Source organism: Streptomyces sp. NPDC054866 (genome assembly GCF_053610745.1).
Genome location: NZ_JBSGZA010000003.1, coordinates 343,963 through 370,391, shown reverse-complemented (window position 1 = coordinate 370,391; position 26,429 = coordinate 343,963). Strand labels below are relative to the sequence as shown.

At 70.9% G+C, this 26,429-nt stretch carries 17 protein-coding genes; 5 read left to right on the top strand and 12 right to left on the bottom strand.

What is annotated here, in order from left to right; genetic code table 11:
• Positions 1 to 19: 19 nt before the first annotated feature.
• Positions 20 to 805: a class II aldolase/adducin family protein gene (locus ACWGI2_RS17140; protein WP_453397393.1), complete on the bottom strand. Its 786-nt coding sequence runs from the start codon at positions 803 to 805 to the stop codon at positions 20 to 22.
• Between the two features lie 163 nt (positions 806 to 968).
• On the opposite strand from ACWGI2_RS17140, the gene ACWGI2_RS17135 reads away from it, so the two are divergent.
• Positions 969 to 1,484 carry a pyridoxamine 5'-phosphate oxidase family protein gene (locus ACWGI2_RS17135; protein WP_453696082.1) on the top strand — a complete coding sequence of 172 codons (516 nt, stop codon included), beginning with the start codon at positions 969 to 971 and terminating at the stop codon, positions 1,482 to 1,484.
• A 74-nt stretch (positions 1,485 to 1,558) separates the two neighbouring features.
• Here ACWGI2_RS17135 and guaA read toward each other — a convergent pair whose 3' ends face one another.
• The gene (guaA, locus tag ACWGI2_RS17130) at positions 1,559 to 3,142 is read right to left on the bottom strand and encodes a glutamine-hydrolyzing GMP synthase (protein WP_453397395.1); all 1,584 of its coding nucleotides are present in this window, start codon (positions 3,140 to 3,142) and stop codon (positions 1,559 to 1,561) included.
• 397 nt (positions 3,143 to 3,539) lie between these two features.
• Here guaA and ACWGI2_RS17125 point away from each other — a divergent pair, with 397 nt between their 5' ends.
• On the top strand, positions 3,540 to 3,827 hold the full coding sequence (locus ACWGI2_RS17125) for a chorismate mutase (protein WP_453397396.1): 288 nt from the start codon (positions 3,540 to 3,542) through the stop codon (positions 3,825 to 3,827).
• A gap of 709 nt (positions 3,828 to 4,536) precedes the next feature.
• Here ACWGI2_RS17125 and ACWGI2_RS17120 read toward each other — a convergent pair.
• Both ACWGI2_RS17120 and ACWGI2_RS17115 read right to left on the bottom strand, forming a co-directional pair.
• Positions 4,537 to 5,337: a hypothetical protein gene (locus ACWGI2_RS17120; RefSeq protein WP_453696081.1), complete on the bottom strand. Its 801-nt coding sequence runs from the start codon at positions 5,335 to 5,337 to the stop codon at positions 4,537 to 4,539.
• A gap of 93 nt (positions 5,338 to 5,430) precedes the next feature.
• Complete coding sequence (locus tag ACWGI2_RS17115; RefSeq protein WP_453696080.1) at positions 5,431 to 5,856, bottom strand: hypothetical protein; 426 nt, start codon at positions 5,854 to 5,856, stop codon at positions 5,431 to 5,433.
• 180 nt (positions 5,857 to 6,036) lie between these two features.
• Between ACWGI2_RS17115 and ACWGI2_RS17110 the strand changes: the two genes are divergently transcribed.
• Positions 6,037 to 7,146 carry an LAETG motif-containing sortase-dependent surface protein gene (locus ACWGI2_RS17110; protein ID WP_453696078.1) on the top strand — a complete coding sequence of 370 codons (1,110 nt, stop codon included), beginning with the start codon at positions 6,037 to 6,039 and terminating at the stop codon, positions 7,144 to 7,146.
• Positions 7,147 to 7,228: 82 nt separating this feature from the next.
• Here the strand turns inward: ACWGI2_RS17110 and ACWGI2_RS17105 are convergent, their stop codons facing one another.
• The 7 genes from ACWGI2_RS17105 to ACWGI2_RS17075 all read right to left on the bottom strand — a co-directional run bounded on the left by ACWGI2_RS17105 (position 7,229) and on the right by ACWGI2_RS17075 (position 21,826).
• Positions 7,229 to 9,064 carry a GMC oxidoreductase gene (locus ACWGI2_RS17105; RefSeq protein WP_453696077.1) on the bottom strand — a complete coding sequence of 612 codons (1,836 nt, stop codon included), beginning with the start codon at positions 9,062 to 9,064 and terminating at the stop codon, positions 7,229 to 7,231.
• Between the two features lie 54 nt (positions 9,065 to 9,118).
• Positions 9,119 to 10,735 (bottom strand): succinic semialdehyde dehydrogenase, encoded by a 1,617-nt coding sequence (locus ACWGI2_RS17100; protein WP_453696075.1) that lies wholly within the window; start codon positions 10,733 to 10,735, stop codon positions 9,119 to 9,121.
• A 174-nt stretch (positions 10,736 to 10,909) separates the two neighbouring features.
• Positions 10,910 to 12,619 carry a serine/threonine-protein kinase gene (locus tag ACWGI2_RS17095; protein WP_453696074.1) on the bottom strand — a complete coding sequence of 570 codons (1,710 nt, stop codon included), beginning with the start codon at positions 12,617 to 12,619 and terminating at the stop codon, positions 10,910 to 10,912.
• A gap of 135 nt (positions 12,620 to 12,754) precedes the next feature.
• Complete coding sequence (locus ACWGI2_RS17090) at positions 12,755 to 14,389, bottom strand: serine/threonine-protein kinase (protein WP_453397403.1); 1,635 nt, start codon at positions 14,387 to 14,389, stop codon at positions 12,755 to 12,757.
• 103 nt (positions 14,390 to 14,492) lie between these two features.
• The gene (locus ACWGI2_RS17085; protein WP_453696073.1) at positions 14,493 to 16,151 is read right to left on the bottom strand and encodes a serine/threonine-protein kinase; all 1,659 of its coding nucleotides are present in this window, start codon (positions 16,149 to 16,151) and stop codon (positions 14,493 to 14,495) included.
• Between the two features lie 197 nt (positions 16,152 to 16,348).
• Positions 16,349 to 19,453 carry a protein kinase gene (locus ACWGI2_RS17080; protein WP_453696072.1) on the bottom strand — a complete coding sequence of 1,035 codons (3,105 nt, stop codon included), beginning with the start codon at positions 19,451 to 19,453 and terminating at the stop codon, positions 16,349 to 16,351.
• Between the two features lie 165 nt (positions 19,454 to 19,618).
• Complete coding sequence (locus ACWGI2_RS17075; protein WP_453696071.1) at positions 19,619 to 21,826, bottom strand: protein kinase domain-containing protein; 2,208 nt, start codon at positions 21,824 to 21,826, stop codon at positions 19,619 to 19,621.
• 135 nt (positions 21,827 to 21,961) lie between these two features.
• Here ACWGI2_RS17075 and ACWGI2_RS17070 point away from each other — a divergent pair, with 135 nt between their 5' ends.
• Positions 21,962 to 23,188, top strand: coding sequence for a serine hydrolase domain-containing protein (locus tag ACWGI2_RS17070; RefSeq protein WP_453696070.1), 1,227 nt, complete (start codon positions 21,962 to 21,964; stop codon positions 23,186 to 23,188).
• Here the strand turns inward: ACWGI2_RS17070 and ACWGI2_RS17065 are convergent.
• Positions 23,185 to 24,912 (bottom strand): glycerol-3-phosphate dehydrogenase/oxidase, encoded by a 1,728-nt coding sequence (locus ACWGI2_RS17065; protein WP_453397408.1) that lies wholly within the window; start codon positions 24,910 to 24,912, stop codon positions 23,185 to 23,187. The two genes, ACWGI2_RS17070 and ACWGI2_RS17065, sit on opposite strands and share 4 nt — an antisense overlap.
• A 250-nt stretch (positions 24,913 to 25,162) precedes the next feature.
• Here ACWGI2_RS17065 and ACWGI2_RS17060 point away from each other — a divergent pair, with 250 nt between their 5' ends.
• Positions 25,163 to 26,416, top strand: a complete 1,254-nt coding sequence (locus tag ACWGI2_RS17060; protein WP_453397409.1) for a nucleotide sugar dehydrogenase — start codon at positions 25,163 to 25,165, stop codon at positions 26,414 to 26,416.
• Positions 26,417 to 26,429: the final 13 nt, after the last annotated feature.

The following is a 26,429-nucleotide window of genomic DNA, read 5'->3' as shown; positions in this document are numbered from 1 at the left end:
CGTCGGCTCAGGGTCGGGCTCAGGCCAGCAGGTCCGGTTCGCTGCGGCTGATGTCCTGCCACAGGGACTGGTAGTTGATCCACGCGACGAGATCGCTGCCGAGCTGCTCGCGCGTCGCCACCGCCTGCTTGTGTCCGATGAGGATCGGGCGGCCCGCGGCCCGCGCGCTCAGCTGCACCTGGCAGGAGCGCTCCATCGTGAGGAACCACCAGGCGGCGGCGTCGACGGAGTCGCCGACGGTGAGCAGCCCGTGGTTGCGCAGGATGACGGCCTTGTGGTCGCCGAGCGCGGTGGCGATCCGCCGGCCCTCGTCCGAGTCCACGACGACGCCCGTGTAGCCGTCGTACAGCGCATGGCTCTCGTAGAAGGCGCAGGACTCCTGGGTGATCGGGTCGAGGAGTTCGCCGAGTGTGGACAGGGCGCGGCCGTGCAGCGAGTGGCAGTGCGCGACGGCGACGACGTCGGGCCGCGCCAGGTGCGCCTGCGCGTGGACGGTGAAGGCGGCCTGATTGACGTGGTGGCGGCCCTCGACGACCTGCCCCTCCGCGTTGGCGAGGACCAGATCGCCCACGGTGATGTGCTTGAACGGCATCCCGAAGGGGTTCACCCAGAAACAGTCCTCGTGCTCCGGGTCCCGCGCGGTGATGTGCCCGGACACCCCGTCCTCGTATCCGAGCCGCCCGAAGATCCGCAGCGCCCCGGCGAGCCGTTCCTTGCGGTAGAGCCGTTCGTCCGCCAACGAGTCGTGCACCGGCGGCATCGCGAACTGCAACCGCTCGAGGGGTATCGGTGTGGGCGCCTGCATGTGTCCTCCATCCCTGGCTGTACGGAGCGGAAGTTACCGCCGGTCAGCGCAGGAAGACAGGGGCTCCCTGTGAAGAGAGTGCGCAATCGGGGCGCGGGGCGGGGCGGAAAGTGGTGCGTGATGCCGGACAGTAGGTGTCGGGTATCAGCGGGACACTCACCGTATGACGACGAACACGACGGCGAACACGAGGAAGAACACCGCGACGAACTGGGCAGCATTCAGCGCGGCGGAACCCGCCTTCGCGCGCACGGCCGAGGAGCGGTTCGGCCTGTTCACGCATCACGTCCTCGCCACACTCCGCAAGGACGGATCACCGCGCACGACCTGCCTCGAAGTCCGTTTCCTGTACGGGGAGTTCTGGCTCGGCATGATGCCGAACTCGATGAAGGCGCTCGACCTGCACCGCGATCCGCGCTTCTCGATCCAGGCGAACCCGGGAGCGGGCACGGAGATGGCCGGCGGCGACATCCGGATCTCCGGGCGGGCGATCGCGGCCGACGACCCCGAGCTCATCGCGCGGTACACGGGCGAGGTGGACCCGCCGGACCCGGAGGCGTTCCACCTCTTCCGTACGGAACTGACGGAGGTGGTCCGGACGTACATCGAGGACGGGAAGTACCTGGCGGTGCAGTTGTGGACGCCGGGCGCGCCGACGCGGACGACCAGGCGGACCTGACGTATGCGAACGGCGCCGCCCACCTCGGTGGACGGCGCCGTGTCAGCTCTGCGGGCAGGCTCCCGCGGGGAGGACTACTCCCACTCGATGGTGCCCGGCGGCTTGCTCGTCACGTCGAGGACGACGCGGTTGACGTCGGCGACCTCGTTCGTGATGCGCGTCGAGATCTTCGCGAGGACCTCGTACGGAAGACGCGACCAGTCGGCGGTCATGGCGTCCTCGGACGAGACGGGCCGCAGCACGATCGGGTGGCCGTACGTCCGGCCGTCGCCCTGCACGCCCACGCTGCGCACGTCCGCGAGCAGCACGACGGGGCACTGCCAGATCTCACGGTCGAGACCGGCCGCGGTCAGCTCCTCGCGGGCGATGGCGTCGGCCTCACGGAGCAGGTCGAGGCGCTCCTTGGTGACGTCGCCGACGATGCGGATGCCGAGGCCGGGACCCGGGAAGGGCTGGCGCTGGACGATCTCGTCCGGCAGACCGAGTTCCTGTCCGACCATCCGCACCTCGTCCTTGAAGAGCTGGCGCAGCGGCTCGATCAGCTGGAACTCGAGGTCCTCGGGGAGCCCGCCCACGTTGTGGTGGGACTTGATGTTCGCGGTGCCGGTGCCGCCGCCGGACTCGACGACGTCGGGGTAGAGCGTGCCCTGGACCAGGAACTCGACGGGCTGGTCACCCGGCGCCTCGGCGACGATCTCCGCCTGGGCCTGCTCGAAGACGCGGATGAACTCGCGGCCGATGATCTTCCGCTTCTGTTCGGGGTCGGAGACCCCAGCCAGCGCGCTGAGGAAGCGCTCCTGCGCGTCGACGACCTTGAGCTGCACGCCCGTGGCCGCGACGAAGTCCTTCTCGACCTGCTCGGTCTCGCCCTTGCGCATCAGACCGTGGTCGACGTACACGCAGGTCAGCTGCGAACCGATGGCCTTCTGTACGAGGGCGGCGGCCACGGCGGAGTCGACGCCGCCGGACAGACCGCAGATCGCGCGCTTGTTGCCGACCTGCTCGCGGATCGCGGTGATCTGCTCCTCGACGATGTTGCCGGTGGTCCAGTCGGGCTTCAGGCCCGCGCCCCGGTAGAGGAAGTGCTCGAGCACCTGCTGGCCGTGCGTGGAGTGCATGACCTCGGGGTGGTACTGCACTCCGTACAGCTTCTTCTCGTCGTCCTCGAAGGCCGCGACCGGCACGACGTCCGTGGACGCGGTGACGGAGAAGCCCTCGGGCGCCGCGCTGCACGCGTCGCCGTGCGACATCCACACGGACTGCTCGGTCGGGGTGCCCTCGAAGAGCGTCGAGCCGGGCTTGGAGACGGCCAGGGGCGTACGTCCGTACTCCCGCGCGCCCGTGTTGTCGACGGTGCCGCCGAGGGTGGTCGCCATCAGCTGGAAGCCGTAGCACATGCCGAAGACGGGGACGCCGGCCTCGAAGATCGCGCGGTCCAGGCGCGGGGCCTCGTCCGCGTACACCGACGAGGGGCCACCGGAGAGGATGATCGCGGCGGGGTTCTTGGCGAGCATCTCGGAGACCGGCATGCTGCTCGGCACGATCTCGCTGTAGATCCGGGCCTCACGGACGCGGCGGGCGATGAGCTGGGCGTACTGCGCTCCGAAGTCGACGACCAGAACGGTGTCGGGGGCGGCAGCGGGGGACGCTGATGGCACGGCGGCGGCCTTCCGGCGTTGAGCGTGAGCTGGGGCTCAGTGCGTGTGGCAAGGGGTCTGTTTTGTCGATTCTAACGGGCGTGTGAGTGCTCCCTTCGTCGCATCCGACGGGATGCAGTCCTCACGGGCCCGGCGCCGGGGGGCGTCTCAGCATCCGAGCCGCGTCGGAACCCGTGTTGACCGAGCACGCGCGCCTGGGGGCATACTGGCCTCGTGACCAAGCACCTCAGCTTCCTCTTTACCTATGGCAACCGGCCCGCCGGCTGCCATGGTCGAGCTGCTTGATCCACTGACAAGCGACTTCCCAGGCGCCCCGGGCCGACAAGGCCCGGGGCGTTCTGTCATTTCCGGACCTTGTCGCTCCGGGGCCGCCTCCCCATCCGACGAGGAGCCCCAGATGACCATCGCCACGACCGACAAGACCGGCGCCCGCACCCCCGAGGCCGCCGATGTGATCGAGGGCGCACGCGACCGCATCGACGCACTCGACGACCGCATCATCGGTCTCGTACAGGAACGGATGGCCGTGTCGGCCGTCATCCAGGAGGCCCGGATCGGTTCGGGCGGCCGCCGCGTCAATCTCTCGCGCGAGATGGAGGTCCTCGCCCACTACAGGGACGCGCTCGGCAAGCCCGGTACGTCGCTCGCGATGACGCTCCTCGAGCTGTGCAGGGGCCGGGTCTGACCGCCTCCCGGCGCCCTCCCGCCCCCACCGGACCTGAGTTCGGGCCCGCTCTCACCCGTACGGCGCGTGACCAGGGCCGGAGGGGCTTCGTTGGTCCCGATGTCCGTGCCAGCCAGGGGCGGGCACGGAAAAACCACGCGTGGCTCCGCTGGAGCGATGAGGCGCACACCTCGTGTGCGCCGTGGGACCTCGCTCCAGAGACGTGACCGGACGGCAGGGGACAGCAGCCCGGTCACCCAGGGAACGGTCGGCTTCGGGGACGCCCGGAGCCGACCGGCCTCCGTCCCCCGGTCCCCCTGATCCATCCCCCGGCCCGTCCCCCGACCGTCCCCGGTCGCCTTCCCAACCGTCTCCCGGTCCCCAGGCCCCTCAGCTCTTGGGCTCTTTCGCCCCCGCACGAGGACCCGGCCGCCACTGTTCGTCTGGATCATGTCGAACCGGTTGCGCGGGTCACGGCGCATCCAGCACGATGCGTAGCAGGACAGGCCGCACATACGGTTCTGCACAACTCCATTGCCATTGGTCGAGACCACCCGTGCGCCCCTCGTGCGCCGGGTAGGCCACCGGCGCCCCTCAGGCCCGCGGCGCACTCCCCCCGGCGCCGCTCCGTGGCACCGACGCTGCCCTGACGTCGGTGCTGACGGCCAAGGGCCCCGCGGATCCGTCCCGCGGGGCCCTTCGCTCTGCCGTCACCCTGCTCCGGGCGCCGCTACTTCTCTGCGCCCTGCTTCGCCAGCTTCGCGAGCTGCGCGTCGACGATCGCGTCGGCCACCTTCGGGTCGCCCGTCACGCCGTCACGGAACTTCTCGGGCAGCCCGGCGGCCTCGCCCTCCTGGTCGTCACGGGCCGACTCGGGGTCGAAGATGTTCGAGGCGCGGAAGGCCATCAGCGTCGAGCCGCTGCGTACGACCGTGACGCGGTCCCGGTGGAGGAACTCACCGGCACGGCTCGCGAGCTTGTACGAGACGGCTTCGTCGCCGCCGACCGGCCCGGGCTGCGGCCTGACGCCGATGTACCGGCGCCCGCCGTCCCCGAACGTGGCGCACTTCTTCGACTTCGTCGCCGTACGCAGCGTGTCCATGGTGTGCTCGGCGTCGGCCTGGCCGTACGCCAGCAGCACGACCTCGGTCGTCGTGGTGTCCGCGGCATCGGTGCTGGTCAGCGTCCGGCTGACGTGAGCCTTCGACTTCGGCGGGGCGTCGGCCATGAGCATCTCGGACAGCGGGCGGCACTCGGCCGGGTTCACGCGTCCGGCGGGAGGCGCGGCCTTGCCCCCGGACTTCCCGGAGTCCCCGGAATTCCCGGACTCCTTCGTGGCCTCCACCTTGTACTTCTTGACGTCGCCCGAGGCGAGCGCCGCCTTCTCCAGCTTCGCCGTGGCGGAGGGCGCGTCCGCCTGCGCCGGCTTCTCGTCCTTGCCGTCGCCGCCGCTTCCGCTGCACGCCGCCGTCAGGCCGAGCACCGCCACGGTCGAAACAGCCACCACGCCACGCGACACAGCTGACTTCACGTTCCCGCTCCCCCACTTTCGTACGCATCGTGCGGAGTCACCCGCACCCCTTCTACGACGGAAGATCGTTCCGGTCGGTTCCCCAGGATCCCTCTACTGCCACATCCAGAACCGGAACGGACTCAGGAGCGCGATCGCCAGCGCCATGCCGCCCACCACGATCACCACGCTCCACACCCGGCGGCTGCGCTCCGAACGCGCGCTGCGCCGCGGCCCTGTCGGCGCCGCGCGCCACTCGTCCGGGCGCCACGCCCCGGCGGCACCCTCCCCCCGCGCCGCCTTGCGCTTCCTGCGCCGACGGCCCAGCGCCCGGGAGTCCTCCGCCTGTTGGCGCGCCGCCTCCTCGTCGAGGCGCCGCAGCCGTTCGGCCACCATGCGCGCCCGCGCGGAAGGCTCCTTCGGCGCCGAGGTACGGATGTCACGCAGGCTGCCGCGCTCGAACCGCTCCCACACGTCGTCCGGTATCTCTCCGGGTATCTCCCCCGGCATCTCGTCCCGTATCTCATCCGGCTCCGCCACGCCGCCCCCTCCTGACGCCCCTCGCTCCCCGGCGGGTCGCCGTCGAGCGGAGGAATTTCTACGGCACCCGGCGACGACCGCACAAGCTCTGTGATCCAAGCCGCGCAGGCCGTGTGATCCAAGCCACATAAGAATTCTGTGAGTTCGAGGACAACCATTCACAGGGGACACAGGTCATGCATGCGTAACAACGGCCACACCCGCGTCCCCACCGCGGAGGCCTCCACCTCCGTATCGCCCACCAGGTGGTACGCCGGACTCCCTGAGGTCTTCATGAAGCTTCGCCGTGTCATGGCCGCCGCGGCCGCGACCGCTGCCATAGCCCCGATCGCGCTGCTTTCGGCTCCCGCCGCCTTCGCGACCGAGGACACCACCACCTCGTCCCCGAGCGTGTCGGCCACCGAGTCGGCCACGTCGAGCGCGACGGCCAGCCCGACCGAGAAGCCGTCCGAGTCGGCGACGCCGACCCCGTCGGCCACCGAGTCGACCACCGCGTCGCCGACCCCGTCGACCACCGACACCGGCAAGCCCACGGAGAAGCCCACCGAGACGGCCAAGCCGACCGAGGAGCCCACCGAGGCGCCCACGGACTGCCCGGTCGACGAGAACGGCGAGGACGCCGACTCGAAGCTGAAGCTCGGCCTCTCGGGCCTGCCGGGCAAGATCGTCGCGGGCAGCGGCTGGCACCAGTTCAAGCTGACCGCGTCCAACCCGAGCGACGAGGACCTCGGCGAGGTCCAGTGGCTCGCCGCCGTGGACAACTTCACGGAGAGCGAGGACGAGAAGGACTGGCTCGCGAACTACGCGCAGATCCAGTACTTCAACCCCGACACCAAGGCCTGGGAGTCCATCGCGGACGAGGTCACGGGCGGCCTCTACTTCGGCAGCACCGAGCTGGGTGCCAAGGAGAAGGTCGACATCAAGCTGCGCGTCAACGTCAGCGCCAAGGCCCCGGCCGGTGACGGCTACGCGCTCGGCCTCGGCGGCTACCTCGACTCCGAGCAGAACTGCGTGCACAACGCGTTCGCGTTCTACGAGTTCACGGTCCTGAAGGCCGGCAGCAACAACGAGAACCCGGGCGAGGCCGAGAAGAACGAGGGCGGCAAGACGCCCGCCGGTGGCAAGACGCCCACCGGTGGCGCCAAGGAGATCCCGACCACCGGCAACCTCGCCGAGACCGGCTCGAGCTCCATGCTGCCGACCATCGGCCTCGTCGGCGGCGTCGCCGTCATCGCCGGTGCGGGCGCGGTCTTCGTCGTCCGCCGCAAGAAGGCCGACGCCACCGCGTAAGCGGCACCTGAACACGCGAAAGGACCTGCGCTCGGAGGGGGGTGCAGGTCCTTTCGCGTACGCGAGGGAAGTCGCCGCCCGGCTACTTCTTCGCCGGCATCGCGGGCATCCCCAGGAAGGGAAGCCGCAGCGCGCCGAACGCGTCCGCCGGTACCGCCGGGGACTTGGGCTCGACGGCGGCGAGACGCACGTACTCCGTGCCCTGCGCGGGACGCGTGTCCTCGGCGCCCTTGTTGGGCCAGAACGACATCGCGCGCTCGGCCTGCGCGGTGATCGTGAGGGACGGGTTCACGCCCAGGTTGGCGGAGACCGCGGCGCCGTCGACGACCGAGATGCCGGGGTGGCCGTAGAGGCGGTGGTACGGGTCGATGACCCCGGTCTCTGCCGAGTCGCCGATCGGGCAGCCGCCCAGGAAGTGCGCGGTCAGCGGGGTACCCATCAGCTCGCCGATGTTCGACCCGGCGAAGCCGTTGATCTCCTTGGCGAGCAGCGTCGCGGCCTCGGTGGCCTCGGGGATCTGTGTCGGGTTGGGCGCGCCATGGCCCTGCCGGGCGGTCAGCAGGCCCTTGCCGATGCCCTTCTCCTTGCGGTACGTGGTCAGGGAGTTGTCGAGCGTCTGCATGACGAGGCCGATGATGGTCCGCTCCGACCAGCGCCGGTTGGAGAGCGAACGGACCGTCAGCCACGGGTGCTTGGCGACATTGCCGAGCCATCCGGCGACGCGCGCCTTGCCGCCCTTGATGCTGTACGGCACTTGCAGGATCGTCATGCCGCCCATCGCGTTGGACTTCTTGCCGTAGCGGACCGGCTCGATGTGCGTGGTGGCGTTCGGGTGGATCGACGAGGTGATCGCGACGCCCTTGGTGAAGTCCGCCTTTTCGATGCCGTGCTGCTTGCGGTAGCGGCGGTCGGTGGTCTGGGAGCCCACCAGGGCCTCGGAGTTGGTGCGGGTCAGCGCGCCGAGCCGCCCCGAGATGCGCGGGAGCAGACCGGTGTCCTTCATGCGGTGCAGGAGCGTCTGCGTGCCGTAGGTGCCCGCCGCGACGACGACCTCGCGCGCCGTGAACGTACGCCCCTTGCCCTTGCGCTTGGCGTCGGTGGGCAGCGTGGCGACGGCGAATCCGCCCCGCGAGTCCTCGGTGACGGTGACGACGGACGTCATCGGGTGGATGACGGCGCCCGCCTTCTCCGCCAGGTAGAGGTAGTTCTCGTTGAGGGTGTTCTTGGCGCCGTGGCGGCAGCCCGTCATGCACTCGCCGCATTCGCTGCACGCCTTGCGCGACGGGCCCGCGCCCCCGAAGTACGGATCGGGAACTTCCTCGCCGGGCCTGGCCGTTGAAGTACCTGAGGCGTCCTGCTCGTCTCCGAAGAAGACGCCGACCGGCGCCATGTGGAAGCTGTCGCCCACTCCCATGGCCTGGGCGGTCGCCTTCAGGTGGATGTCGGACGGAGTCGTGGTCGGGTTGAGCCGCACCCCGAGCATGCGCTTGGCCTGCTCGTAGTAGGGGGCGAGCTCGTTCTGCCAGTCCGTGATGTCCTTCCACTGCGGGTCGTTGAAGAACGGCGCGGGGGGTACGTAGAGCGTGTTCGCGTAGTTCAGCGAACCTCCGCCGACGCCCGCCCCCGCGAGCACCATCACGTTGCCCAGCAGATGGATGCGCTGGATGCCGTAGAGGCCGAGCGCCGGTGCCCAGAGGTAGTTCTTGAGGTCCCAGGAGTTCTTCGGGAGCGACTCACGGGTGAAGCGGCGCCCCGCTTCGAGCACGCCGACGCGGTAACCCTTCTCCGTCAGACGCAGAGCGGAGACGGAGCCGCCGAAGCCTGACCCGACGACGAGGACGTCGTAGTCGTACGACGCTTCGTCGTACCCACCCGCCTCACTGCCCGGCTGTTTCTGGACAGAGCTCTCCTGTGACATCGACTCTCCTCGTTGAGAATTAGCCCGTTCGTAGGGATCCGGCGGCCGGGACGACTAGCGCAGGCGCAGGGACTTCATGACCTTCAGGCTCAGGCTCATGAACGCCGCGTACTTCTCGTCGTCCATGCCGAAGGACGGCGCGAGCGGCATCAGCCGCTGGTGCGCGACGGTCTGCGCCTCGGTGTACTTCAGGATGCCCTCGGAGCCGTGTCGGCGGCCGAGGCCCGAGTCCTTCATGCCGCCCATCGGGGACTGCACGCTGCCGTAGGCGGGCGCGAAGCCCTCGTTCACGTTGACCGTGCCGGTGCGCAGGCGGGCAGCGAGCTTGCGGCCGCGGCTGCCGTCCTTCGTCCAGACCGAGGAATTCAGGCCGTACGACGTGGAGTTGGCGAGCTCGACCGCTTCGTTCTCGTCGGTGAAGCGGTAGATGGAGACGACCGGGCCGAAGGTCTCCTCGCCGCACACCGCCATCGGGGACTCGACGCCGTCCAGGATCGTCGGCTCGAAGAAGAAGGGGCCGATGTCGGGCCGGGCGACGCCGCCCGCGAGCACCGTCGCGCCCTTGGCGACCGCCTCGTCGACATGCCGCTTGGTGGTCTCCAGCTGCCGCTCGCCGACCAGCGAACCCATCTCCGCTCCGTACGCGAGGGAGCGGCCGAGCCGCATCGCCTTCGTCCGCGCCGCGAAGCGCTCCACGAACTCGTCCGCGATCGACTCGTGGACGTAAAGACGCTCGATGGAGATGCACAGCTGGCCTGCGGACGAGAAGCAGGCCCGCACGGCGCCCGCGGCGGCCTTCTCGATGTCGGCGTCGTGCAGCACCAACATGGCGTTCTTGCCGCCCAGTTCGAGCGAGACGCCGACGAGGCGGCCCGCGGCGCCCTGGGCGACCTCGCGGCCGGTGCGGGTGGAGCCGGTGAAGGAGACGTAGTCGGCGTGCTTGACGATCTCGGGTCCGACGACGGGTCCCTCACCGATGACGACCTGGAAGACCTCGGCGGGCAGACCGGCCTCGATGATGAGGTCGCGGGCCCACAGGGCGGTCAGGCAGGTCTCCGTGTCGGGCTTCATCACCAGCGCGTTGCCCGCGACGAGCGCGGGAAGGGCGTCGCCGATGGACAGCTCGAAGGGGTAGTTCCAGGGCGCGATCTGGCCGACCACACCGCGCGGCTGCCGGTTCTCGGTGACCTTCGTGAGGGTCGGTACGACGCCGGTGTGCCGCTTGGGGTTCAGATACGCGGGAGCCTTGCGGCCGTAGTGCCGTGCGGCGACGGCGACGGCCTGAAGCTCCTCGTGCGCGTGCAGCCGGGCCTTGCCGGTCTCCAGCTGTATGAGGTCGAGGACCTCGGCCTGGCGCTGGAGCACCAGGTCGTGGAAGCGGAGCAGGACCGCGGCGCGGCGGCGGACCGGGGTGCGCTCCCAGGAGATCTGGGCGACCCGGGCCCGCTCGAAGGCGGTGGCCACGTCCTCGGGGGTGGACTCGGGCAGGTCGGCCAGCTTCTCGCCGGTGAACGGCGTGTGGTTGGCGGTCCGTCCCGAACCGATCACGTCCCGCGTGAGCTGCGCGATGAGCTCGGGAGTCACCACGTCGGCGGCGGTGCGCGCGCCTTCGGGGGCGGTGGCTGTCGGGTTCGTTCCGAGGGGCGCTGCGGTGGCCTGCGAGTCCGTCATGGAGGTGAGCGTAGGCCCAGGTCAGGGTTTTGGGTACCCGTCGGTAATCCACTTTCACCGGGCGGACACACGATGCCAGCGATTGCTGGCGGCAAAGCCCCTGATCAGGGGCTTAACCGGAGTTGATCAACAAGGCATCACCATGTGAGACCGCAGCGGCGGAACGGACCCGGGTCAGGGCTTCGCGATCTCCAGTTCGGCGATCGCGGTCTTGGCGACCTCCCTGCCGCGCTCGGTGAAATCGCCCTTGCTCGGGTAGTCGATCCAGAGCTTGTACATGTCACCGGACATGGTCTTGTAGTAGAAGACCTTGGCCTCGCGCGGCTTCTGTCGCTCCGAGTCCGAATCATCGACGTAGGTGACCGTGTTCTCGGCGGCTTCCCGGTCCCTGTACGTGGTCTTCGCCGTACTGCTCCGGGGCGCGGGCGTCTCGGCCATGCTGCTCTTGTCGCCGCTCTCGATCTCGTCGGCCTCGCTGTACGCCTGCGCGGCCGAGGACCCCGCGATGTCGCCGACGCTGTCCTCGGACTTCTTCGCCAGGTGCAGAGTGATCGAGACGGCGGTGCTCGGGTCGGTGTAACTGACCCAGTGCTCCGTCTTGTTGATGCCGTCCGACACGGACTTCACATAGTCCGGCGGCGCCGCCATCGTCGCGCCGAGCGCCTTCTCCTCGTGCTTCTTCCAGCTGTCCGCCTCGGCTGCCGCGAACGGGTCCATGACCACGAGGACGCCCGCGACCACGGCCGCTACGACCACCGCGCCGATGCCCATGAGCGCCTTGCGGCCGATGGTGACCCCCTTGCCGCCGGAGGCACCGCCACCGCCGACCTGGACGACCCGCGTAGGTGCCGCCTGCGGTGGCTGGGCCGCCTCCTCCAGGAGGGCGCGGACCTGCGTCGCGCGCGGGCGCTGGGCGGGGTCCTTGGCCAGGAGGCCGTTGATCGCCTGCGCGAGCGGGCCCGAGGCCGAAGCGGGCGCCGCCGGGGTCGCGTTCAGGACGGACTGCAGTGTCGCGGGGGTGTTGTTGCGGCGGAACGGCGATACGCCCTCCGTCGCGGCGTAGAGGACCACGCCGAGCGACCAGAGGTCCGACGCCGGGCCGGGGCGCTGGCCGAGCACCCGCTCGGGGGCGATGAACTCGGGCGAACCGACGAAGCCGCCCGTGTCCGTCAGGTTCGTCTCGCCCTCGATCTGGGCGATGCCGAAGTCGGTGAGGACGACGCGGTCGTGCTGCCCCAGCATCACGTTGTCCGGCTTGACGTCACGGTGCAGGATGCCCGCCTGGTGGGCGGCGTCCAGGGCGCCGAGCACCTCAAGGCCGATGCGGGCGGCGTCGCGGGCGCCCAGGGTGCCCTCCTGGAGCGCGGCGCCGAGCGAGCGGCCCTGGACCAGTTCCATGACGATCCACGGCTGGCCGTCCTCCACCGCCACGTCGTGGACGTTGACCACGGCGGGGTGGTCGAGGCGGGCCGCGGCGCGCGCCTCGCGGCGCATGCGCTCGAAGGCGTTGGACCGCTCGCGCTCGGGCAGGTGGTCGGGGATGCGGGGTTCCTTGACGGCGACCTCGCGGTCCACCGTCTCGTCCTTCGCGCGCCAGACCGTGCCCATGCCGCCGTGGCCGAGCTTGGACAGCAGGCGGTAACGGCCCGCGATCAGACGGCCCGCGCCCGGCTCAGGCTCGGATGGCTGATTCGGTACCACCTGGGTGGGCTGAGCGTACGGCGACGGGGGCGGCGTCGGCGCGCCGGGCTGCTGCGGTCCGGCGGGGCGCTGCGGTCCGGCGGGGTGCTGCGCAGTCTGCTGGTAAGGCTGCGGCTGCGGCGGCTGCAGTCCGAAACTGGTGGGTTCGTACGGGCCGTAGGAGGGTCCCCCGTCATTACTCATGCACACATCAGTACCTTGCCGAAGGCATCCGGTTCCACTCGGGTCACTGACTTGTGACCGGGGTGATGCACCCGGCGGAACTTCAGCGGCGTACGACAGCCGCGTACGACAGCCGTGTACGACAGCGGCTTCACGTCAGCGGCTTACGAAAGAGTCCACCGCCGTGTCGAAGTACCGCCTGCCTTCCTCGGCCTTGCCGATCGGCGCCGAGACCCACACGTCGTACATCCGGCCGCCCTCCTCCCAGCACAGGTCGTACGTGTGCCGGTCGCCCTCCGCGGCCGTGAAGCCGTCCCAGCTGAACTGCCAGAGGGCGGCGGGCCGTCCGTTGTGCGAGGTCTCGGTGACCTCTCCGTCCCGGTAACCCGGGTTGTTCTCGGGCCCTTTGGCGTCGGAGCGGCGCTGCACGGCGAGCGGCCCGCCCGGCTCGGGGGCCGACTCCTTGATGCCTATACGGAAAGTGCCGCCTGCCGACTTGTAGAAGACGCGGGGCCCGTCCACCTCGCGCGTGAAGCCGTGGGGCACGGCGAGCGTGAAGCCGCGGCGGTCCTTCGTCACGCGGTAGCCCTCGGGGGCCTCGGGCGTGGAGGGCTTGGGGGTGCGGGAGCCGCGCGTGACCGTCACCGTCGGGGTCGGCGAGGGCGAGGGGCTCACCGTCTTCGTCGGCGCGGACTGCGTGGCCGTCGCCGTGGGCTCACCGCCGCCGCCACCGCCGTCCCTGCTCATCAACAGCGCGGCGGACACCCCGGCTCCGGCCACCGCGGCCACGAGCGCGGCCGCGATCAGCATGATCCGGCGACGGCCACGGGAAGGCCCCGCCGCCTGCGCGGGCGGGCGTGTGGGCAGGTCACGGTAGGTGGGCGTGTAGCCGCCGAGCCGCCCGCCCGGCAGCGCCGACGGCTGACCGCCGGCCCGGCCCGCGGGCGTCGACGGCATCCGCCCCGTATCGACGTACGTCCGCAGCAGCCGCTCCGCGTCCTCCGCGCCGAGCCGCCGCTCCGGGTCGCGTTCGAGGAGGCCGAGGATGACGGGCAGCAGCGGCGCGGCGGCGGGCGGCGGGCGGATCTCGTCGAAGACGACGGCGTGCAGCACACCGCTGATCGAGTCCCGGCGGAACGGCGACTCACCCGTCATCGCCGTGACGAGGAGCGCGCCGAGCGACCATAGGTCGGACTCGGGCCCGGTCCGCTCGCCCGACATCCGCTCGGGCGCGGTGTATTCGGGCGAGCCCACGAACGACCCGATCTCCGTGAGCGTCGTCGCCCCGCTGACCTGCGCGATCCCGAAGTCGGTGAGGACGACACGGCCGGTCGCCTCCTCCATGAGGACGTTCGCGGGTTTGATGTCGCGGTGCAGAACCCCGGCGGCATGCGCGACGCGCAGCGCGCCGAGCAGCGCGATGCCCATCCGGGCGACCTCACGCGCGCTCATCGGACCCGCCCGCGAGATCCGCCCGGCCAGCGAGCCGCCCTCGATCAACTCCATGACGATGTACGGGTGGTCGCTCTGCACGACGACGTCGTGGACGACGATGATGTGCGGATGCCTGAGCTGCGCCGCCGCCCGCGCCTCGCGCAGGGTCCGTTCGCGCTGCTGCATCGCGTCGGATTCGGAGAGCGTGTCGTCGAGCGCGAGTTCCTTGACGGCGACCCGGCGGCCGAGGAACTGATCCGTGGCCTGCCAGACCACGCCCATGCCACCCCTGCCGAGCCGCGCATCCAGGCGGTAACGGCCAGCTATGACCCGGGCGTTGTCCCCCACGCTCCCCATGCGGCCATCATGCCCCACACGTGTGCGGACGGACCCTGTGGGCCTGCGAGGCGGACTGGTTCCGGCCGCTTGTCCCAGGCATCCCGGCTGCGGACGGCCGCATTCAGCCCTCCCGCCAGCCCCGGAGCATCGCGTCGAACTGCTGGCGCGCCGTGTTCCAGTCGTCGGCGGGGGACGACATGTAAATCACGTACTCGACGCCGTCACGGCTGAGATAGGACTGTGAGATGGCGCGGCGCGGGCCCGCTGTCGTGTCGTTCGCCCCCGCCGTCCAGCTGAACTCCCAGAGCGCGCCCGCCCGGTCGCGGAAGTTGTTCTGATCCAGCTGCAGCCGCTTGTAGCCGGGCAGTTTGACCTTGAGGTTCTTCTCCAGGTCCAGCTGGTGCGTGTAGGGGCTCTCCCACGTCGAGTTGCGGTCGATGGCGATGCGTACGAAGTGGCGGCCGTGGTCGGGCGTGTAGTCGATCTGGCTGCCGTCGGCCTCGCGCTCCCAGCCCTTGGGCAGCATCATGCTGAAGCCCTCGGCGTCGTTTACGCGCTGCCAGTCCTTGGGGATGCCGCCGACGGTCTTGCCCGGCCCTCCGTCGCTGGACTGCTGCGTACTGCCGTCGTCGCTGACCGCGTAGTACAGGTAGCCGGCGGTTCCGCCGCCGAGCAGCACGACCGCCGCGACCGCCGCGACGACCGCGGGCAGCTTGCGGCGCTTCTGAGGGCCGGCCGGGTGCTGGTGGGTGCCTTGGAAGACGGTGCCGGAGGTGTGGGTGTGGGATGCGGGGCCGTTTCCGTGGACGACGGTGCCGGGCTCGATGGGGTGGTGGCCGAACTGCGGGGTGTGGGCCTGCGGCTGTTGCTGTTGCTGCGGTCGCGGCTGCGGCTGCGGCTGCGGCTGCGGCTGCTGGGGCGTGGCGTGGATCTGCGTCGGCACGTACGCCTGCGCCGAGCTCGGCAGCCGCCCCTCCGCCGCCTCGGCCAGCATCAGCTCGGCGACCTCCGCGGTCGGCCGGGTGTCCGGGTCCTTGCGCAGGAGGGCGCCGATGACCGGGGCGAGCGCCCCCGCGTACTCGGCCGGCGCGGGCTCCTCCGTGACCACGGCCTGCATGGTGCCCAGCGGAGACGTGCGCCGGAACGGGGAGTTCCCCTCGACCGCCGTGTACAGCGTGGCGCCGAGCGCCCACAGGTCGGACGCGGGCCCTGGATTGGCGCCGCTGACCCGCTCGGGCGCCAGATAGTCGACGGAGCCGACGACCTCGCCGGTCCGCGTGATCGTCGTGTCCCCCTCGATCGCGGCGATCCCGAAGTCGGTGAGCAGGATGCGCCGGTCGTCCGCCAGGAGTACGTTGCCGGGCTTGACGTCGCGGTGCAGGACCCCGGCGGCGTGCGCGGCGCGCAGGGCCCTCAGGGTCCACAGGCCGATGCGGGCGGCCTCGACTGGGTCGATGCGGCCCCGCTCCTTGACGGCGTCCGCGAGCGAGCGGCCCTCGACCAGCTCCATCACGATCCAGGGGCGGTCGTCGTACTCAAGGACGTCGTGGACGGTGACGACGGCGGGGTGGTTGATCCGGGCCGCGGCCCGCGCCTCAGCGTGCGTACGGGCGAAGAGGACCGCGCGGTCGGCCTCCGCCACGAACTGCGCGGCCGTCAGTTCCTTGACGGCGACGGTTCGGTGCAGCACCTCGTCCTGTGCGCGCCACACCCGTCCCATGCCACCGCGGCCGATGGACTCTCCGAGCCGGTAGCGGCCCGCGAGGAGCAGGCCCTGCATCTGATTCACGATCCCCCGCAATGGTTCTGACATGGCACAGATTAGGGAGCGGTCGGCGTACGCGGAACCTCCGGGGGTGCTAGGAGACCTCACTGTGACGCGTGACGCAACGTCGACAGGCCGCTCAACGCACCCGAAGAACGGTCAAATCCCGTCCCGAAAGGGGCACATGATGACCTTCAGGCGATCCGGCGACGTCAATCAGTGACTTGATAGGTCGACGAGGCCTGCTCATAGAGCCGGTCCACTTCGTCACGCTCGGCCTCGGGCCCCCGGACCTGCACGACGTGGTACTTCCCGCCGACGATCATCGCGAGATTGCGTACGAAGATTTCGCCGCCGCCCGGGCCCTGCCAGGTGAACTGCCCCTCGCCCATGACCCGTCCGCCCACGTCGATCCTGCGCATTCCGGACGACTCCGCCCAGGTCGAGTCGCGGAACGGCTGCAGCTCGCGCTCGTGCTCGCGCTGGTACTTCATGGGGTCGCTGCCGTACTCGTCCGTGCCGTCCCGCCCCGGCACGACGATCAGCTCGAAGTCGCCTTTCGTGTAGACGACCTGGCCCCGCCCGTTCTTGGGCTGCCGGTCCCAGCCGCTGGCTACGGCGACCCTGAAGCCCTCGGCGTCCTTGCGGAGCGTGAAGCCCTGCGGCACCTCGGGCCCGCTGGTCTGCGGCTTCTGCGAGCCGGGGCTCTTCTCGGGCTTGTCGCTGGGCTGACCGGACTTGCCGTCCTCCTCGCCGTCCTCGCTGGGCCGGGCGCTGGAGGTGCTGCCGGGGTCGGGCGGCTGGCTGGTGCCGGGGTCGCCCGCGGAGCCCGCGCGCTCGCCGCCCTCGTTCTCCCCCGCCTTGGGCATGAAGACCATGGCGTACGCGACCGCCGCGGCGAGGCCGACCAGGATGAGCAGGAGCAGGAGGCGCCCCAGGGAACGTGGCCGCCCCGTACCGCTCCGCTTGGGCGGGGGCGCGGGGGCTGTCCGCTTGGGCATGGGCGCGGTGGCCGCCTGCCTGGCTTCCCGGCCTCGCTTGTGTTTGTGCTTGTGGCGCCCGTTCTGCCGGGAGTTCGGCGGGGGGGTGGTGGCTGCGGGCGCGGGGGCGCGCCGCTTCTTGCGCCGTACGAGGTCACCGCGACGGCGTACGACGGGCAGCCGCCGGGCGTCGAACGGCGGCGCGGGCACGACGTTCGCACCGGCTTCCGGCTCGGGCGCGGAGCGGACCAGCGAGCGAAGCCAGCCGCTCAGCTCCTCGATGTCGAGCCGCTCGGTGGGGTCCTGCCGTAACAACGACTCGACGACGGGCCGGAGCGGCCCGCACTCCTCCGCGAAGGCGGGCGGCTCGGCGCACACCAGCTGGACGAGCTCGAAGGTGCTCTCCTCCGGGTAGGGCGCGTGGCCCTGCACGGCCCGGAACAACAGCGCGCCCAGCGCCCAGAGATCGGTGGCCGGCCCGATGGGCGGGGCAAGCTGCCAGTTCTCGTGCACGGGCCCGGCCTGCTCCGGCGCCCACCGCTCGGTCACGCCCCCGACCACGGTCATCCGAGCGTGCCGGGCCCGCTCGGCGGCAAGAGCGGTAGCGGGCCCACGCCGCCCCCCACGCCGCTCGGCGACGAGGGCGTCCCAGTAGCTGTGGCCGGATGATGCCGGGGGAACGGGGGTTGACGGGTTGGCACTGTGGCCGGGGGCGGCGCCGATGGCCCCCCGCCCACCTCGACTGACGGCGGAGCCTGGCGCATCCTGACTCGACGCGGGGAGCCCTTGCCCTCCGCGGCCGGCCGGCGTTCCGGCCGAACCCCGACCAGGGAGGGCCCCGGACCCACCGCGGCCCGGCGTTCCGGCCGAACCCCGACCGGGGAAGGAACCCGCCACGCCATAGCCGGAGCCTTGCCCCCCGCGAGCAGACGCAGCATCCGGGTCACCCTGACTCGCCCGGGAAGGCCCGCCGTAGCCGGACGAGGACCGCGAACCACCCAGGCCAGACTCGGAACCCTGCCAGCCGTATCCGGGCCCAGCGCCTTGCCCGCCGTAGCCCGACGCAGCGCCCTGACCGCCATAGCCAGGCCCAGCCCCTTGCCCGCCGTATCCGGACCCAGCGCCTTGACCGCCATAGCCAGGCCCAGCGCCCTCCCCGCCACGGCCGCCCGCAGGGCCTAGCTCGCCGCGGCCGGGTCCGCTCTCTTCGGGTCGCGTGCCGCCCCGCTCCGAGGCACCCCCCCTGTGCGGCTCCTCGCCGCTGAAACTCCCAGCAGGCCCCCCGCCACCCCCAACACCCCTGTCCGCAACGGAACTCGAAGCCCCCGCGCCCCCGCCCCTCGGCACAGCCCCGTGCCACGGCTTCGTACCCCCGACGCCGTACGGGTCCAGGATCCGCCCCGCAGCCTCGGCCTCGCCGCCGCTCCTGTCGCCCTCGTCGTACCCCTCGGCCCCCGCCGAGTCACCGCCTGCCCTGGGCCCTGGCAACTCCGGGCCCCGGCGCCCCTCGTCCTCGCTCACCCGCGCCGCGGCCCGCGCCCCGGCGCGATACGCGGCTATGGCGCTGGTCCGCGCGGCCCGCGCGTCATCCCCAGGCTCCGGGGCCGGAGCGACCTCGTACGCCTCGTAGGGCCCGTAGGACTCATCGGACTCATCGCCGCGCTCGTCCGCCTCCGGCCCCCCACCCTCGAACCCCCCGAAGAACTCCTCAGGCCGAGGGTCGTACCCGCACAGCGCCTCTTCCGCCGCGCCCGCCGCGAGGCCCGTCAGGACCACCCGGCCGTCGTCGCAGACCAGGACCGTGCGGGCGGTGATGTTCCGGTGGACCCACCCATGCGCGTGCAGCACCCGCAGCGCCGTCACCACGTCCGACGCGACCTCCGCCGCGCGGTACGGACTCAGCGGCCGGTCCGCGAGCAGCGCGGCCAGCGGCCTCGCCGCCACCAACTCGCTGACTATCCACAGCGAACCGCCCTCGGCGAACACGTCGAAGACCTGGTCGAGCCGCGGATGGTCGGGAATCTGCGCGGCGGCCTGCGCCGCCTCTATCGCGCGGCGCACCGCCGGATCCGATGGACGCCGGGTCGTACGCGCCGAAGGCCGCCGCACCGCCCCCGCGCTCACGAACCCTGCCGGAAGCTCCCCCTCCGGCAGGTCCCGCTCATCGAGCTCAAGCACTTCCGCGTCGACGACCTCAGGCAACGGCACCTGCCTGACCAGGACTTCCTGCCCGCTGTACGTGTCGAAGGCCCGCGTCTCCGCGAGCTCGTACTCATCAGCGGGAGGCAGCGGCAGGCGGTAACGGTCGGCGAGTACCCGCCCCGCGTATTCGTCCACGACGCCTCCCCCGTCCGCCCGGTGGTCAATTCCGTTCGCCTTACGCCCTGTTGCGGCTGCGTACGGTCCGCAAGCACTCACGATACGTGCCGGAGGCAAACCACATTGAGGGGATGCGAGATCTCACCGGATACACCGGACGCGTACCGCGAGCCCCCTCGATCGCTACTTCTTCGGCTCGAACGACTTCGTGAAGGTCCGCCACGCGTCCTTGCGCTCGTCGCTGCCCCACTTGGCCGCCTTGGCCGTATACATCAGGCCGTAGCCCAAGTTGTCGTTCACGACGAAACCGCGGTCTATCGAGCGGTACTTCGTACCCCCGTCGACGTACGTGAACTCCCAGTCGGCCGTGTTCCAGCCGCGGAAGTCGACCTTCTCTATCCGGATGCGCTTGTACTGCGACCGGACCATGTACGACTCCTGGTTCTTCCAGTCGCCCACGGGGTCCGACTTGGGCGTGGGAGTCCAGCCGATCAGCAGCTTCTGCCCGTCCGGCCCGGTGAAACGCGCGCCCGCGGCACCCGTGGACTGGTACTTCCACCCCTTGGGCAGCCCCACGGAAAAACCTTGGGAGTGCTTGTACGTCGACTCGGCACCGTCGTCTTCCGGCTTCTTGCCGGAGTCGTCGCCACCGTCACCAGCGTCGTCGCCGCCCTCACTCGGATCCTGGCCGTCACCCGAACCGGGGCTCGACCCCGCGCCCGCTTCCGTGTCGCCCTTGCCCTTGTCCTCCTCGGCACCGCCGTCCTGCCCGGCGCCCTTGTCGTTCTCCTTCTCGCCGCTGCCCGCGGTCGCCCCGCTGGACGCGGCCTTGTCACCGCCGTTCTTGCTGTCCCGCGCACCGCTCTCGTCCCCGTCGTTCATCGCGAAGGCGAGCACGGTTCCGAGCACAGCGAGCGCGAGCGCCAACGAGAAGATCACGAGCGTGCGCCGAGGCACCACGTCGGTGAGCGAGGCCTTGGGAGGCGTCGCACGCGGCGGCGCCGCGGGAACCGGCGGAGTGCTCGAAGAAGCGGAGGCTCCTCCAGCCGCCCCGGAGCGCGAAGGCTTCTTCGCCACCGCCCCAGAAGCAGAGCCGGAACCAGAACCAGAGGCAGAGTCAGACGGTGAAGGTGAAGGTGAAGCAGCACCGGAAGCACCCGAACCGGCCCCCGCCCCCCGCGCGGTAGCCGCAGCCGCGGCCTTCCGCACCGACCGGAGCGCACCCTTCAGCCGCTCGGCGGCCTCCTCGCCCTTGCCACCGGAATCCGCGGAGGACCCGACGGCCCCAGAAGACCCGGAGGACCCAGCCGCCCCGGAGGACTCAGCCGTATCCGCCGAACCAGTGGCCCCAGCAGCCCCAGCGGCACCCACAGCCCCGCCACCAGCCACGCCCGCCGCACCGGCCGCACCCGCGCGGCCGGAGGAACCGCCCTTGCCCTTGCCCTTACCGAACCGCTTCCCCATACCGGAAGCCGGCGGCACCGGAGGCAGCGGCACGACCTTCGTCGCGTCGACCGGCTCCGGCTCGTCCTTGACCTCCGGCGCGTGAATCACGTCGATCAGGAGCGCCCGCGCCGCCGCGTCGTCGAGCCGCTGCTCGGGGTCCTTGGCGAGCAGGCCGTAGATGACCTTCTCCAACGGCCCCGCGTTCGTCGGCTGTTCGACGTCCTCGGTCATGACCGCGGTGAGGGTCGCGATCGCCGACCCCTTGTCGTACGGAGGCACGCCTTCAACAGCCGCGTACAGCAGACCGCCGAGCGACCACAGGTCGGCCGCCGGGCCCGGCTTGTGCCCTCGCGCCCGCTCCGGCGAGATGTACGAGGGAGCGCCGACGAGCATGCCGGTGGAGGTGATCGACGGGTCGCCCTCGACCTGCGCGATGCCGAAGTCCGTGAGGACGACTCGCCCGTCCTCGGCGATCAGCACGTTCGACGGCTTCACGTCGCGGTGCAGAATTCCCTCGCGGTGCGCGGACCGCAGTACGTCGAGCACCGCGAGCCCGACCTCGGCTGCGCGCCTCGGCGTGAGCAGTCCGTCCTCGCGAATGGCCTCGGCGAGCGACTTGCCCTCGACCAGCTCCATCACGATCCACGGCCGGTCGTCCTCGTCGACCACGTCGTACACGGTCACCGCACTGGTGTTGCGGATCCGCGCGATCGCCTTGGCCTCACGCAACGTACGCGTGATGAGCCGGCGCTTCTCTTCCTCGTCGATGCTCGACGGAAAGCGCAGCTCCTTCACCGCGACCGTACGACCGAGTGTCTCGTCCTTGGCGCGCCAGACGGTTCCCATTCCGCCGCGGCCGAGCACTTCTCCCAGCCGGTAGCGCCCGGAGAGGAGACGTTCGCTCTTGTCCTGACGGGACTGACCCGTCTTCTCCGCGTCCGACATGCGTCCCCTCTGCTGCTACCGCTGCTACCCGCGCAACCCGCCCTGACAGAGCCTCCATTGTCCCTCACTCGGGGACCGGTCTACGCCCAGGGTCCAACGTCCCTCATGATGGCCTCCGCACAAGGAGGGACCGCCATGCCCAATCCACGGACACTGCTGGCCATACCCCTCGCGATGGCCCTTTTCGGCCTGACTTCCGCCAGTGCGCCATTGGCCGCGAAACCGGCCACGGACGCCACTCTTCCGTTGCTCGTCACCCGGGGCAAGGCCCCCGCCGCGGCGCTGTTGGCCCGCGAAGCCCCATGGTCAACGACCGAGCCGGGAGCCCCGGACCCGCAACCGGGCCGCGGGGCGACACCACAACCCCTCTGGCACTTCGCCCACGTCAACCAGCCCACAACCGACGACACCACCCCAGGAGCTGGCAAAAACCAAACACCCGCCACCGGCCCCGGATCTGACAGACCCAACGGCCCCGCCACCGACACCGGCATCAGCGCCGACGGCGAAGACGATGCCACCCGCATCCGCCGCACCGACCACTTCCGCGCCGGCAGCATCACCAAGACGTTCATCGCGACCGTCGTCCTCCAACTCGCCGCCGAACGACGTCTGTCCCTGTCCGACCCCGTGGAACGCCATCTGCCCGGTCTACTCCGAGGCAAGGGTCCCGACGGCCGCACCCTCACCCTGCGCGCCCTGCTCACCCACACCAGCGGCCTCGCGGACTACACCACCGACACCAAAGGCCTCGTCCCCCTCACTCCGGCAGAGGCGGTCCGCACCGCCCTCGCCCTCCCCGCGACCATGCCCGGCCGCTGGTCGTACTCCAACACCAACTACGTGGTCCTCGGCATGGTGATCAAGCAGGTCACCGGCCACTCGTACGCCACCGAGACCGCACGCCGCATCATCACCCCCCTTCGCCTGTCCGGCACTTCCTTCCCCGGCACCCGCACCACGCTCCCGTCCCCGCACGGCCGCGCGTACACGAGCGAGGGCCAGGACGTCACCGCCCTCAACCCGGGCGTCGCGGGCGCCGCCGGTGAGCTGATCTCCACACTCGCCGACCTCGACCGCTTCTACGCCGCCCTCCTCGCCGGCCGGCTGCTCCCCGAGGCCCACCTCCGCCAGATGTTCAACACCCGCGCCGCGGAAGGCCGCTACGGCATGGGCCTCTACCCGCAGAAGCTGCCCTGCGGCACCACGGTCTGGGGCCACAACGGCCGCATAGCCGGAAGCTACGTCCGCACGGCCGCCACCCGCGACGGCGACCGCGTCCTCACGTTCCGCGTCAACACGGACGAGATTGCGGACCCAGGTCTCGAACGGACGCTCCTGACCGCGGAGTTCTGCACCTAGGGCTGTCCGTCCGGGGCCGGCAGCGGAACGATGTCCGGCGCCCCCAGCCTCGCCGCGTCCGCCGTGAGGTCGTCCGGCTGCCGCTGCGACTCCCGCTCCGCCTCCACCCTCTTCTCGTAGTGCTGGACCTCCTTCTCCACCTGGTCCTTGTCCCACCCGAGGACCGGCGCCATCAGCTCGGCGCACAGCCGCGCACTGCGTGTGCCCCGGTCGAACGTCTCGATCGAGATGCGCGTGCGCCGGGTCAGTACGTCGTCCAGGTGCCGTGCGCCCTCGTGCGACGCGGCATAGACGATCTCGGCGCGCAGATAGTCGTCCGCGGCGGGCAGTGGCTCGCCCAGGGTGGGATCGGCCGTGACGAGGGCGAGGACCTCTTCCGCCAGCGAGCCGTACCTGTTCAACAGGTGCTCCACGCGCACCACATGGAGCCCGGTGCGGGCCGCGATCCTGGCGCGCGCGTTCCACAGCGCCTTGTACCCCTCGGCGCCGACCAGCGGGATGTCCTCGGTGACACAGTCGGCGACGCGCTGGTCGAGGCCGTGCACGGCCTCGTCCACGGCGTCCTTCGCCATCACGCGGTACGTCGTGTACTTGCCGCCCGCGATGACCACCAGGCCCGGTGCCGGATGCGCCACCGTGTGCTCACGCGACAGCTTGCTCGTGGCGTCCGACTCGCCGGCGAGCAGCGGCCGAAGACCCGCGTACACCCCTTGGACGTCGTCCCGTGAAAGGGGCACCCCGAGCACCGAGTTCACATGCTCCAGCAGATAGTCGATGTCGGCGCTTGACGCCGCGGGATGCGCCTTGTCCAGGTCCCAGTCGGTGTCGGTCGTCCCCACGATCCAGTGCCGCCCCCACGGAATGACGAAGAGGACGCTCTTCTCCGTCCGCAGGATCAGCCCGGTCGTCGAGTTGATCCGGTCCTTGGGCACGACCAGATGGATGCCCTTGGACGCTCTGACGTGGAACTGCCCCCGCTCACCGACCATCGCCTGGGTGTCGTCCGTCCACACACCGGTGGCGTTCACCACCTGCTTGGCCCGGACCTCGTACTCCCCGCCGCCCTCGACGTCCTGCACCCGGGCGCCGACGACCCGTTCGCCCTCGCGCAGGAAGCCCGTCACGCGCGCGCGGTTGGCGACCTTCGCGCCGTACGCCGAAGCGGTGCGCACCAGGGTCGCCACATAGCGGGCGTCGTCCATCTGCGCGTCGTAGTACTGCATCGCCCCGACCAGCGCGTCCTTCTTCAGACACGGGGCGACGCGCAGGGCGTGACGCCGGGTCAGGTGGCGGTGCATGGGCAGGCCGCGGCCATGGCCGCGCGACATCGACATGGCGTCGTACAACGCGACGCCCGATCCGGCGTAGATCCGCTCCCAGCCCTTGTGCTGCAACGGGTACAGGAACGGCACCGGCTTCACGAGATGCGGGGCGATCCGCTCCAGGAGCAGGCCGCGCTCCTTCAGCGCCTCCCGCACCAGCGCGAAGTCGAGCATCTCCAGATAGCGCAGTCCGCCGTGGATCAGCTTGCTCGACCGGCTCGACGTGCCCGACGCCCAGTCCCGTGCCTCGACCAGGCCGGTGGACAGGCCGCGGGTCACGGCGTCCAGTGCGGTGCCCGCACCGACCACTCCCGCGCCCACGACCAGGACATCCAGCTCCCGCTCGGCCATTCCCGCAAGTGACTCGGCACGCTCCGCCGGTCCCAAGGTCGCTGTCCTCACCGCTGCCTCCCGTTAGCTGTCGGGTGTGGTCGCGCTCACATCATGCCCAGATTCTGGTCAGGTCCGCTGAGTTCGGCCGCCGCCTGTGGACAACCTGCGGCCAATCCGCGGCCAACACTCCGACGCCCGGCGCAGCGCAATGCCGCATAACGGTCATATTTACTCCTAGTCTGACATTGCGCTGGTCCACCTTGTCCACAGGACTTGCGCGCTCGTCCCGCTCCGGCTATTGGGAGGACGGCCCACCGCCATGCCCGCAGATCTCGCCGTCATCGGTCTCGGCCACCTCGGCCTGCCCCTCGCCCAGGCCGCCGTCTCCGGCGGCATCGCCACCATCGGCTACGACCCCGCGCGCGCCGTCGACCTGGCAGGCGGCCGCCTGCCCTGCGACGGCGCCGAGGGAACCCTCACCGCCGCCGATGTCCGCCGGATGCTCTCGGGGGGGTTCCGGCCCACCACCGACCCGGTCGAGCTCGGCAGGGTCCGCACCGCGGTCATCTGCGCTCCCACTCCTCCGGCAGCCGACCGCAGCCTCGACCTGAGCCAGGTGGCCGAAGCCGCCCGCGCCCTGGCCGCGCGCCTGCGCCCGCACACCACGGTCATCCTTGAGTCACCCGCTTACCCGGGAACCACGGAGGAATTCCTGCGCCCCATCCTCGAAGAGGGCTCAGGCCTGCGCGCGGGCCGCGACTTCCACCTCGCGCATTCGCCGGGACGCCTCGACCCGGGCAACCGCACCCACGGCTACGCCGGCACCCCCAAGGTCATCGGCGGCCTCACCCCGGCCTGCACCGAATCGGCCGCCGCCTTCTACGGCCGCCTCACCGACAAGGTCGTACGCGCGCGTGGCCCACGCGAGGCCGAGACCGTGCACCTCCTGGAGACCAACTACCGGCACGTGAACATGGCCCTGGTCAATGAGATGGCCGTGCTCTGCCACGACCTGAGCATCGACCTGTGGGACGTCATCCGCTGCGCCGAGACCAAGCCCTTCGGCTTCCAGGCCTTCCGCCCAGGACCCGGCGTCGGCGGCCACGGCGTCCCCCTGGACATCCCGGGCCCCGGCCGCGGCACGCACCCCCTGCGCATGGTCGAACTGGCCCAGCAGGTCAACGACCGCATGCCCCGGTACGTGATCCAGCGCTCGGCGACGCTGCTCAACGAACACGGCAAGTCCGCCCGCGGCGCCCGCGTCCTGCTCCTCGGCGTCACCTACAAGCCCGACCTCGCCGACCAGCAGGGCTCCCCCGCCCAGGAGGTCGCGACCCGCCTGATGGAGATGGGCGCCGCCGTCAGCTACCACGACCCCTACGTCCCCACCTGGCGCGTGCTCGGCCACCCCGTCCCCCGCGCGGACTCCCTCTACGAGGCAGCGGCCGACGCCGACCTCACGATCCTGCTCCAGCACCACCGCACGTACGACCTACAGGGCTTGGCGGTCAAGGCCCAGCTACTCCTGGACACCCGCGGCGCGACCCCGGCGGGCGCGGCCCACCGCCTCTGATGCGTTGAGGGCA